At 43.0% G+C, this 10,246-nt stretch carries 13 protein-coding genes; 11 read left to right on the plus strand and 2 right to left on the minus strand.

Annotated features, from left to right (window positions below):
* Positions 1-3 precede the first annotated feature (3 nt).
* The 9 genes from ACE1CM_RS26345 to ACE1CM_RS26385 all read left to right on the plus strand — a co-directional run bounded on the left by ACE1CM_RS26345 (position 4) and on the right by ACE1CM_RS26385 (position 7,737).
* Entirely contained in the window at positions 4-540 is a 537-nt protein-coding gene (locus ACE1CM_RS26345) for a hypothetical protein (protein ID WP_374881812.1), read from the plus strand.
* Complete coding sequence (locus tag ACE1CM_RS26350; protein WP_374881813.1) at positions 537-1,379, plus strand: hypothetical protein; 843 nt, start codon at positions 537-539, stop codon at positions 1,377-1,379. Before ACE1CM_RS26345 ends, ACE1CM_RS26350 begins: the two co-directional genes overlap by 4 nt.
* Entirely contained in the window at positions 1,376-3,247 is a 1,872-nt protein-coding gene (locus ACE1CM_RS26355; protein ID WP_374881814.1) for a hypothetical protein, read from the plus strand. Before ACE1CM_RS26350 ends, ACE1CM_RS26355 begins: the two co-directional genes overlap by 4 nt.
* Entirely contained in the window at positions 3,247-4,833 is a 1,587-nt protein-coding gene (locus ACE1CM_RS26360) for a hypothetical protein (RefSeq protein WP_374881815.1), read from the plus strand. Before ACE1CM_RS26355 ends, ACE1CM_RS26360 begins: the two co-directional genes overlap by 1 nt.
* Before the next feature lie 440 nt (positions 4,834-5,273).
* Complete coding sequence (locus tag ACE1CM_RS26365; protein ID WP_374881816.1) at positions 5,274-5,816, plus strand: hypothetical protein; 543 nt, start codon at positions 5,274-5,276, stop codon at positions 5,814-5,816.
* 103 nt (positions 5,817-5,919) lie between these two features.
* Entirely contained in the window at positions 5,920-6,072 is a 153-nt protein-coding gene (locus tag ACE1CM_RS26370) for a hypothetical protein (RefSeq protein WP_374881817.1), read from the plus strand.
* Positions 6,056-6,445: a hypothetical protein gene (locus ACE1CM_RS26375; protein WP_374881818.1), complete on the plus strand. Its 390-nt coding sequence runs from the start codon at positions 6,056-6,058 to the stop codon at positions 6,443-6,445. Before ACE1CM_RS26370 ends, ACE1CM_RS26375 begins: the two co-directional genes overlap by 17 nt.
* Before the next feature lie 7 nt (positions 6,446-6,452).
* Positions 6,453-6,941, plus strand: a complete 489-nt coding sequence (locus ACE1CM_RS26380) for a hypothetical protein (protein WP_374881819.1) — start codon at positions 6,453-6,455, stop codon at positions 6,939-6,941.
* A gap of 1 nt (position 6,942) precedes the next feature.
* Positions 6,943-7,737, plus strand: a complete 795-nt coding sequence (locus tag ACE1CM_RS26385; protein WP_374881820.1) for a hypothetical protein — start codon at positions 6,943-6,945, stop codon at positions 7,735-7,737.
* A 37-nt stretch (positions 7,738-7,774) separates the two neighbouring features.
* Here ACE1CM_RS26385 and ACE1CM_RS26390 read toward each other — a convergent pair whose 3' ends face one another.
* The gene (locus ACE1CM_RS26390; RefSeq protein WP_374881821.1) at positions 7,775-7,960 is read right to left on the minus strand and encodes a hypothetical protein; all 186 of its coding nucleotides are present in this window, start codon (positions 7,958-7,960) and stop codon (positions 7,775-7,777) included.
* A gap of 532 nt (positions 7,961-8,492) precedes the next feature.
* On the opposite strand from ACE1CM_RS26390, the gene ACE1CM_RS26395 reads away from it, so the two are divergent.
* Both ACE1CM_RS26395 and ACE1CM_RS26400 read left to right on the plus strand, forming a co-directional pair.
* Positions 8,493-8,729 (plus strand): hypothetical protein, encoded by a 237-nt coding sequence (locus tag ACE1CM_RS26395; protein ID WP_374881822.1) that lies wholly within the window; start codon positions 8,493-8,495, stop codon positions 8,727-8,729.
* Positions 8,730-9,179 (plus strand): hypothetical protein, encoded by a 450-nt coding sequence (locus ACE1CM_RS26400; RefSeq protein WP_374881823.1) that lies wholly within the window; start codon positions 8,730-8,732, stop codon positions 9,177-9,179. It begins immediately after the preceding gene.
* A gap of 218 nt (positions 9,180-9,397) precedes the next feature.
* On the opposite strand, the gene ACE1CM_RS26405 is transcribed toward ACE1CM_RS26400, so the two are convergent.
* A complete protein-coding gene (locus ACE1CM_RS26405; RefSeq protein ID WP_374881824.1) occupies positions 9,398-10,147 on the minus strand; it encodes a hypothetical protein in 750 nt (249 codons plus the stop codon).
* Positions 10,148-10,246: the final 99 nt, after the last annotated feature.

Below are 10,246 nucleotides of genomic sequence, written 5' to 3' on the forward strand. Positions count from 1 at the left end.
CCATTGGCAGCAAGAACACCAGGATCTAATGGAACCAATCAGGCAACCACATTAGAGGCCGGATTAATAGCAGACATTCGGCGCGCTCAATCGTTTGAAAGAGATTCGCTACGCAATCCCAGCAGCGTCAATCGCATAACTAGCAGCGCTGATGATGATAGCGCTTCATTTGAAGCTAGAGTAAATTTTCCAGTTACCATTACAACTGACAGCAATGGCAACGTTTCAATTGTCCCAATTGATTACTTTAGCGTACCTAGTGGAGGGCAACCCCACTACGTAGCGGGAAGCGGCGGCACTGTTAAGAGCAGCACGATTCAAGGAGCAATTTTAGAGCAGACAATACTGCTTAAAAACCTCGAACTTAATCCAGCGACAAATCCCACCAACGGCAACTATATTACCTGGTCGATTAGCAACAGCACCGTTGGTGGGGTAGGCAACGGCACGTTTAACGCTAGTTACAATAACATGCCATTAGAGATAACTATCGCATCAAATGGAGGACAAACCACAACTGGAAAAGCTTACTTGCTATGAGAGATTTTATTGCCTTAACCGGGTCGTTTCAATTTATTTTAACTGCTGGCACTGGCAACGCTCAAGTTCAATGCTTTGATGCCCGTCCTGTTTTTGACAAAATCAAGGCTCAAACCTCTGACGAATATTACACCTTTGTTCAATTATTTATTGAAAGTTTCGACATTGCTGCTAACATCGTCAGCCTCAATCAAGCTCCCTTGCCAGATATAAGCGATCTAGATAGTCGCACAGAGCAAGCAACTAAGATTTACAATAACTGGTTGAACTACGAAAAAGTAGCAATTCAACTTTTGTACGACGACGGTGGCGGATTGTTTAGAAAGCAAGGTCAGCCTATTATATTGCAAAACGTTCCCTTTCAATTGCCAATTCAACACTTGCGCCCTTATCTAAGCGCTACTCAAGAAGTCTTATTGGTAGGCGAATCGGATCGAATCGGCGTTCAGGTATTATTCGATTCAGGCTACAAACAATTGTCTGGACGCGATGAGGTTTTAATTAAAGGGCAGTGGAAAGCGGAAGTAAAATTAATTGAAAGAAAATCTCAATCCATCACCACTTGGTATCCAATTGGGATCGATCTACCCGCCAACGAGCCAGTTGTAGTACGTCCGTTTAACCACAAACGGCGCGCTCTGTATTTTGTAAATGCAGGCACAACCAACGTCAGATTTTTTTACGGTCACGCTTCTCAAGTATTAACCGATAGTTGCCCCTATTTAACGCCCAACGGTAGCTTTAATCAAGAGCTTAGTAATTATGTAATCGCGCAGCAATTAGTCGCCCTTAGCGTTGGCGGCAACGGCAAGTTAGTGGGAATGGAAGGCAGTATATGAGTGTCGTCAGCACTAGAACTAGACCAACTAGACCTACCAAACCTGGCGAAAACAACCAAGGTGGTGGAGGTAGTGGATTTCCAATTAGTATTGACTGGGGAAACAGAGATTTACCTGAAAACCTCAACCAAGTTGGAGATACTCCTTTTTACAACACTCCACCGCAAATAGAAACCAACGATTGCGGTCAAATTCACCCTTCGCTCGCCTATTTGTGCGATATAGATTTACAAGATCCAACTTCTTTTGCAGAACCTAGCTACGAAATCAACATTAACGGTTGCGGCGTTTGCGTTACCATGACGCAGAACTTTTCTGCCACCGAAACTGTTGCTCAAACTTATTGCTACATACTGCCAGCTTGCAGGCAACCCGAACCCGAGCCTGAACCAGAGCCATTACCAAATACAAGCGATTACCTTATAGATTGGCCTGCAATACCTTCGTTGCCCGCATTGCCTCTAGGCGACCCCAATCAAAAATATAGAATAGTGTTTGAAATTAAGTGCAGAAGCACAACTCACTACGTTTGTGGTGGCAGAAATTTTGATGACTATTTTAACATACCCTGCCAGCCTTCCGAGTATAGTAGTAATTCAGTTCCAGCAACTATAATTTTAAATACACAAGGGATTGGGAGATTGAAGCAAAGAGTTATTAGATCTCCTCGCAGCGAACCTGTTTACGATCTGGGAGCTTATGCTATAGCTGGAGAATCAATTACTGTTACAGTTTTTTACGAAGGACTTGTTTATATTAACAGCAGTCAAGCTTCTGGAGAAGATTATTATATAGCTACTTCTTATTCTTGGAATAACGCCGTTTATGTTAGAGAATACGAATCTCAAGAAGACATGTATTATGCAAATATTGGTGGCACTGTTTGTACAATTACTGTAAAAGAAATCTCCCCTCAACCTCCAGAACCACCAAAGCCACCAAAATTACCCTCTCCCCAACTTTATATGAACTGCTGCGCTGACGTTAGAAGATTAATACAAATGGTCGCTCGCCTTGAAAAAAGGGTTGGAGTTACAGAATTCCCAGTTAGCGTGCCTCAATCACTTTTGGCAGATAGAGGAAATAATGTTATTAGAGTTCAGAATATTCCTGAATTAATTTCTTGGCTTGCTAAGCAAATAGACGCTTTAGTAGGTGAATTACCAGGAGAAATAGAAGTCGAGGACATCGATCCTCAAACAGAAGGAAACCAAACCAAAAAATTCAAGTTTCCAACTTTAGCCGATTTAATGCTAGAGGTTGCAGGACTCGCCATCAACAACAAGGTAAATACCGAGACGGCATTGACTGCTATATTAAACGCAATGGTTGAAATAGGAAGCACCAAGGCAACCAGCGTTGCCAATTATCACGCTATTCAAGCCGTGCTAGATTACCTCAGTCCTCAATTAAGGCAAGCAACAGTAGACCTGCCTTTAACCTTTACGCCAGGAGAAACTCAAATTCACAAATTATTTAAACCAACTACTACTAAAGTTAAAATTGTTGAGTTAAACTCTAAAACAGATCTTCAAGACGACTTGGGAGACTTGAAAAAATTTGCAGCCGAGTGGAGAGCGCAAAATTTTAGAAAAATTAAGCTTGACGGCACTGAAGCGCAACAAATCAAGAGCTTAATTAAAAATGCCGCTTCCTTGCTATCTGACGAAGAATTGCAAGGCAATCAAGGCAATGACAGCCAAAATCAAGTTAGCGATTTTTCTGACTTTTTGAACAAAGCAGAAAGAGGATTTACCGATGTTAACGGAATTACAGATACAACAAATCCTTATGGAAGGCCATACAACCAGCGGCCCAGGATTAGAGAAATAGGCGATACTTCGGATCGGGGAACGGAGGAAACTTAATGGGAATTGCTGATATCGCTAAAAGCGCTTTAGAATCTCGCGCTATTAGGAGGACAATAGTTTCTACAGGCGTCAGGGTCATTAAATCTCAGGACATTCAACAATCCACGCAACAAAACTATAATATTGTTTCGGCAATTTTTAATTGGGGCAAGCGCTTGGTTGGTTTTATTGTCACCAATTTAAGCAGCGCTCTTGCTTGGACTGTATCGGCTATTTGGGGAACTTTCGTTAGTTTAAGCCAGTTTGTCTGGCACTTCAATTGGAATGCTACGGACGAGCAACTAGACCAGCAAGTTCGAACAACCTGGAATCAAATTGCGGGTCAAACTGGGGGAGTGGTTGGTCAATTTTTAGGTTGGTTAGCTTGCGGTGTTATCCCCGGTGCAATCATATTTACGTTTAACGAGGTTGCTGGTGCGTTTGTTCTTAAACGAGTTGGCGAAGAGATGGCTGAGGAATTAGCCGGTTCAATTGCTAGCCTAATTAGATCGACTTTTCGCGCTGGGGCAACAACTTTATTTGTTTGGGGATTCAAAAACGCTCGAAAGCTAATTAGAAATAATTCGCCGTTGGTTGGTCAAATATTTGGCGATCGCGCTCAACAAGCGGTGCAAGCTTGGGGAACTGCCAACGCTAAACCTTGGAGTTTCGCCAAGGCAACAGAAGAGAGAATTGAAGCAATTCCTAACGAAGCGCTACGCAACTTTACAGAACAGATGCTAGAAGAATTTTTTGAAAGCTGTGTCGAAGCTGGATACGTCGTAGCAAACGCAGTTGATAGCTTGATTGCGGCTCAGAAATTTAAAACTGATGTTTTAGGTAAACAAAGAATAGTGGAAATTACCCCAAACAGGGATATTCCTAACGAGCGAATTATATTAGCAGGAAATGAAAAGGTGCTGAAGCCTCAGATCGTTAGTACCTTGTCTCACTATCAATTAATCGACAACAAGGATATTGGTAACGATTTAGGTGGATTTAGGACAGAGCTAATTGGCAGCAATCCAATTAGCTTGCAAATTAAAATTAGATGGTATTCAATTGCCAAGCCTCCGTATAAAGACAGGTACGCACCTAACGGCGTACTTACTAAAGCAGAATATACAATTCCCTGCGTTAAACGCAGCGCGGTTGACTGGGAGAAAATTAAATTAGCCGCTGGTGGCAACAACGGATATAATTGGGGTCGATTTAAGGCTACTTGCAAGTTAAAAGCCCCTAACGATGCGATCCATTGCATGATTGTCTACGGAGGTAGCGATCAAGAAGCAGAAGAAAGGTTACGCGCTCTAATTGCTTTGACTGAATGCGAACTGTTGACGCTTAATACTGCTGAAGAGAAAAAAGTAGGACGCAGGGCTACCAACGTCGCTCTTTACAAAGACACAGTACGGATATATCCAGCCTGGTTTAGCATAATTAACCAGCAGAAAGTATTGTTTGAAGAAAATAGCATCAAAGGTCTGCGGGGAAATTATCAAAGAAACAATTCTCCAAAGATTCGATTATTTACAGATACAAAGCCCAGCGGCATAGACGAACTAATTGCCGAAGCGCTCAGAACCCCCGGTTCCGCTCCCTAAGGATTTCTTTGCGAATGTTCAGCATCGCATTATAAGCTTCTGTCTCGGTTAGAGAAAATTGTTGGGTTAATCGCCGAATCAGATCGCTTCTAGGCCAATAATCCCTTGGCTTTTTGCTAAATCGGGATTTGACTTTTTTTAGCGCTCTACGACTTCTAGTGCCTAGAGAAATGTAAATTTTTGTTTCGATCTCGGTCATTTTAATAGCCTGTGCCTAGCTACAATCTTAAAGGTTGTTGCTACGATCCACAACCTAAAACGCTGCACTTGCAGGCATTGTTAAGTTAATTTACAGTAAGAAAAAGCGTTTTGAAGGGGTAATTATGCCTTGGGGTAGAGAATCTCGCGTAGTTTCGGTTTTAATGGGAAACAGTTTTATATATGGATTTAGAACCACCTGCAGACAAAGCACTAGCGCTACTTTAGGGCACGCAAATGCTATGACTAACGGCGTGCTGCAAGCGGGAACGGTTCTAGGTTGCAATTCGCCAAAACCCGGTAAGGCTAGCAAGCCGGGTTCTACAACCAACGGAGAAAGCTCGTTTTATCTTTTTTCTAACCGCGCTACCTTGCTCGCCGCTAATTGGAATTTAACTTTTCCAAACTATTCTGCTCAACGCGTATCGAGTCCGCGATCCAAATTGGTTAAAGTGAATATGCGAGCTGGCAGCATCATAATTTCGTATGGCTGGCGAATGGATATGGAACAATACAACGTCATTGGTAATGACAGAACGGCACTAGGAATTGAGGATGTAGTCACAAGCGACTTACCTACAACTTGCTTTGGAGTTAACAAGCCTAAACCCAATAGAGTGAGAAAATATGTAACGGTAGGTACAGGTGAAAACGCGCAAGGCGGCGTGACTACTACGTTTGTAGATACAGCTAGAGAAAGCAGTTTGCCTGAAGGTTGGATAATGGTAGGACAAAGAGGTGGCAGAATTGGATTTACCCCAACATCAGGACAAGCAGCCCCATAGTTATTTATTTGGAAATTATGGCAGGTTAATTATTTTACCTGGCGACGAGGAATACGACCAGGTTATAGATTGCCTGCCTTTTCTAAAGGCACAGCTTAATTTTATGGACGCTTTAAACGGGGAATTTTGCTTTGTAAAAAAGCAACAATCTTGCCTTCTAGAATGCGTATCGACCAAAGAAGCTACAGAATATGCGTTGGGTGGCGAATGGGACGAGGTAATGGGAGAAGGTTGTTGGGATGTCTACCCAGGATAGTTTTGGCGTTTGGGGTAGCTTGGGAACGATTGTTCCAGAGCATGATAGGTGGAAAGAATTTCCAGTTGCGGCTTTGGAAACGAATCCTACAGTGCGGATTAATTATGCTTGTTCAGACTGGGAACGGGTAAATTCTTTTGCTTGGGTGAGAATTGTTTACAAAGTAGGAGGCAATAGAGTCAGCGAACTCAGTCGGAGAGTTTATCCGCGCAACGAACCTTTACTAATGCAGTTTCCCGTCAATCCAGATTTTTTAGAAAGAGGTGTTAGTGCTAGACATTTTGAAGTGAAGAAGCAGTTAAGTTGGAACAGATTTATTGGCTTTGTGCCAGACATAGACTGGTCAATGGAAATACAAGAACTATGGGGCTAATTAAAAAATGGGAATCAATAACCCCGTTGCTATTGAGCTAGAAAATTTACAAACCTTACGAAAACTTGGCGAAAACAGCGGACGCTTAACATTTAACGGCGCAATTGTGGGCGGTTCTGGTGGTAGCCAAGAAGGTGCAAGTTTAAGTATTAACACTTTGGATTACGCTTGGAATGCAGAACCTGGCTATTTTTATAAACTTGATACGCTCGAATTTCCTTTGTTTGCGGTTGTTTTTCAAATAATTAGCAACTTTGTTGTGCGAGTTCGGCTTTATCAAAGCGAACAGGCTCAACAACAGGATTTGGGCCGACCACCTCAAGTTAAACCAACATGCACCAATCAAGGAATTATTTTAGATTGCCTTTTAGGTGGAAGCATAGAAAAAATTAACTTAAGTCAACCTATTATTATTATTAGTCCAGTGTTTGTTACGATTGAAAGAGTAGCGCTAAATTCAGGTATTGTTAATTTAACTTTTAACTTTGTAGGCTAATATGCCAGTTGCAACTAACATTGAAATTATAAATGACACTTGGAACGCCGACAAATTTAGAGCAACGCTTGCTTCTAAATTATTAAGCATCGGATACGCTCAAGAAGCTGCTTCAGGAAATGAAGCAGTTTTTAGAATTAACGCTCCTAATTCTTCTACAGTAAAACCCAGGGCTTTTTTAAGAACTGTAGTTGAGCAAAGTGGCAACTCAATTAAATTTCAAGCTTGGATGGGTGATGGAGCTTCGCAATTAACGCTGACGCCCAATGCTGTACCTTTATTTGCCGCTCAAACGTTTAACAACGCTCTTTTTATTAATTACAATAGTGATGAAAATTTTTCTATCAAGTGGATAACCTTTTCTTCCAGTGAAGTCGCTTTAGTCTGCGGATGCAGGCCAGACAACAATACTTCGCTTTTTTCTGTAGGCTTTCTCTTCCCAATTGTTAAGCCTGCGTGGTGGCCTGCTACAGCGCTTTATGCATTTGGTGCATCCAATAGAGATATTCCACATTTCAGGCTTTTGCCGGGAAACCCTTTTAGTCCTAATTATGTAGATTTATCATTTCATCTAGCTAACCAGCCCAGTGGGTTTAATCCAGGTGGAAGACCGGATGTTAACCGAAGAATTATTTTATGTTCTAGTGTTGGCTCCGGATTTGTAGGACTAACCTCTACAGATTTTGGAACGATTGCTGCCTCAGGATTGCCGCAACTAAGTTTAAACTCTGACAGCGGACAAAACTGGGTGAATATTCGCGGCGGTAGTTGGTCTTTTGCAATTAGGGTGGCATAAATGGACTTTTGGGAGGGAATGGAAGCAGATTTGACTGCTATTGTGCAAGCAGTTGGGTCGCCACCTGACGATACACCTGCGGGAATTTGGGACGTTTGGGAATTGCCAGTGCTTTGGTATCCAATGCCAATGACTTTTCCAAGCATCGAGCCAAATACACTGCCTTTGGCTTATCCAATACCGTGGCAAATTTACCCCCAGTGTTAATTAACTGGGCATTCATTACAGCCAATATGGCAAATGAATTATAGTTGAAACCCAAGATAAAATATCGCCGGTTGCAGGCTGATATCCCTGAATCTTTATCTATTGATCTTGCGCAAGTGTGCGAGGAATTAGCTGTTTCTAAGTCTCAATTTATTCAAAAAAGCTTAATCCAATCTCTTGATAGATATTGCCGAGAAAATCCCGAGCGATCGTCTAAATCGCTGGACTTATTAAGAGAAAGTGAAGATTACCTACTCGATTAATCTTTCGAGTGCGAATAGCAAATGTAGTAGTTTCTACAATGGCAAACCTTAACGTGCCTATTTCAATAGAAGTATAGGCGCGTTAAAAAATGTAAAGTATGAAATTCGATGTAAAATATTTAGTTTTTTGTACACAGGCTCTAATTAGCTTTTGGATTCTTTTCCTCTCTATTCCAGCGAGCGAGTCCGATCCGACCAGCCGAGCATTAAGCCTGCTGATTTTAGGGTATTGGTTCCCTTCCCCCATTGGCTTGGTGAAGGAGAGGTATGAGCAATAATATTTTAATGATTGGCAACAGAGAAGATGTACTACTGGCTAAATACCAAATACTTCTCAAGAATTGGAATATTAACTTCACGCAATGTTACTGCTTCGATACTGCACAGCAGGCTTTAGAAAAGCTAAGGTTCGACTGCATTATTTACTGTCCTTTTGAGTGGGATATCAAGGCGCAGTATCGCCGACTGCGTGAACTCAACCAACGTTTTAAAACACCGATTAAGGTTTGGAAGGAGAGTTAAATGACGGATCATAAGCTGATTTTTTCGATGGATTTGCGGGATTCCTGTAGCCTTTTATGGGGAAACCTGAAGCTGATTTACCCAGATGGAACCGATGTGGATTACTTGGCAACTTCTGGAGCGACTGGCTGGCAAGGCAAGGAAGATCAGTGGACTAGGGCAAGAGGGCCAATTCCTCAGGGGTTTGAATACCGCGTTACTACAAACTCTTATTACCTCGCTACCAAAGGTGTTGAGGGGCAATTTTTTCACATCACCCCAGACCCGGTTCGGTCTTCCGGTGGTGTAACACGGGGGGAATTTGGCGTTCATTTTGATGCCAACGTTCCTGGTTCTGCGGGGTGCATCGTGTTGAGGAATAAGTTGGGATTTGAGGCGTTCTGCGATCGCATGAAACAAATCGCCAGCTTGGGCATCAAGTCCATTCCCCTACAAGTGGTTTATTCCTAAGAAAAATCCCCCGGTCAATTCGGGGGATTACAAGTTTAGATTGTTCTGTTTTAGTTTTGGTCTATTTCCTCTTCCAGCTCGTCGTAGTCCGAGTCATCTTCTGGGCAGCCCCAGCAATGCTAGCATTTATTGCACTTGTAGAATCCAAAAGTTTTATTGAATTCAATATCTTCAGTTCCGCATTGCGGACAGTATTTGTCGCGTGGGCGCTTCCTTTATTAGTGCAGCAGATCTCTCATTTTTTCCATCAGCTTGAAATCGCCACGGTGGCGAACGATCCACGCAATCGCCTGCTTAGCCGTCCTGTACCGCTCTGATTTGGTAGCCTTTAGCACCTCTTTTATGAAGCGTCCGGGCGGCAATTGCGTATCCTCTAGCATCCCTTTTAGCTGATTTTGGGTGGGTAACCAGTCGGTATCTGGATACGTATCCGCCGTATCCGCATCGCCTAAATTGCCTGCTGTGTCTGGATTATCGGCGTATTCTGAGTTGCCCGCATCGGGGGATACGGGGGATACGGTCGGAGGGACGATGTTGAATTTCAGATCGTATAGGCGCTCTAAATACGCTGTATCGATTTGTTGCTGTTGAGGTGTTGACTCTTGCCGAGGGATTTTGACGAGAGCGCGATCGCTCAACGACCCCCCAGGTAGCTTGACCAGTGCCTCAAACTTGGGTACTGCCTTGCCCGTCACGGGGTCTTGCTGTCCCAACAACTCAATCTCCAACAGCGCTTCATCCCGTAGCTTCGCCATGCCCTTAGCGTCGCCCAGTCCTGTCAGAGTGCGACTGTGCGAAACAATTAGCGCAAACATCTCAGCCTTGCGGATGTCGGTTACCGCAGTTTGGAAGAACTCGCCTGAATTTTTGCATCGGCTAGCCCAGTTTGTGAACTCGTCACAAACGAAGGTTAGGGGCTGAAACTTGGGGTTTTGTAGCTGACCGCTAAAATATTGACAAAACGCCATCAAACTAGACAATAGCTGTGATATAATCAATCTATGTCTAGTTTAACTCCCCTGCAAGCAGCTGAGCTATTAGGTGTAACGGTCAAAACCTTGCATCGA

The organism is Microseira sp. BLCC-F43, assembly GCF_041929235.1.
In the GTDB taxonomy this organism is placed as follows: domain Bacteria; phylum Cyanobacteriota; class Cyanobacteriia; order Cyanobacteriales; family Aerosakkonemataceae; genus Microseira.

What these genes read in the sequence shown, in the direction of transcription:
- ACE1CM_RS26350 (WP_374881813.1), top strand. Translation starts at nt 537, where the DNA reads ATGAGAGATTTTATTGCCTTAACCGGGTCGTTTCAATTTATTTTAACT.
- ACE1CM_RS26355 (WP_374881814.1), top strand. Translation starts at nt 1,376, where the DNA reads ATGAGTGTCGTCAGCACTAGAACTAGACCAACTAGACCTACCAAACCT.
- ACE1CM_RS26360 (WP_374881815.1), top strand. Translation starts at nt 3,247, where the DNA reads ATGGGAATTGCTGATATCGCTAAAAGCGCTTTAGAATCTCGCGCTATT.
- ACE1CM_RS26365 (WP_374881816.1), top strand. Translation starts at nt 5,274, where the DNA reads ATGACTAACGGCGTGCTGCAAGCGGGAACGGTTCTAGGTTGCAATTCG.
- ACE1CM_RS26370 (WP_374881817.1), top strand. Translation starts at nt 5,920, where the DNA reads ATGGACGCTTTAAACGGGGAATTTTGCTTTGTAAAAAAGCAACAATCT.
- ACE1CM_RS26375 (WP_374881818.1), top strand. Translation starts at nt 6,056, where the DNA reads ATGTCTACCCAGGATAGTTTTGGCGTTTGGGGTAGCTTGGGAACGATT.
- ACE1CM_RS26380 (WP_374881819.1), top strand. Translation starts at nt 6,453, where the DNA reads ATGGGAATCAATAACCCCGTTGCTATTGAGCTAGAAAATTTACAAACC.
- ACE1CM_RS26385 (WP_374881820.1), top strand. Translation starts at nt 6,943, where the DNA reads ATGCCAGTTGCAACTAACATTGAAATTATAAATGACACTTGGAACGCC.
- ACE1CM_RS26390 (WP_374881821.1), bottom strand. Translation starts at nt 7,960, where the DNA reads ATGAATGCCCAGTTAATTAACACTGGGGGTAAATTTGCCACGGTATTG.
- ACE1CM_RS26395 (WP_374881822.1), top strand. Translation starts at nt 8,493, where the DNA reads ATGATTGGCAACAGAGAAGATGTACTACTGGCTAAATACCAAATACTT.
- ACE1CM_RS26400 (WP_374881823.1), top strand. Translation starts at nt 8,730, where the DNA reads ATGACGGATCATAAGCTGATTTTTTCGATGGATTTGCGGGATTCCTGT.
- ACE1CM_RS26405 (WP_374881824.1), bottom strand. Translation starts at nt 10,147, where the DNA reads ATGGCGTTTTGTCAATATTTTAGCGGTCAGCTACAAAACCCCAAGTTT.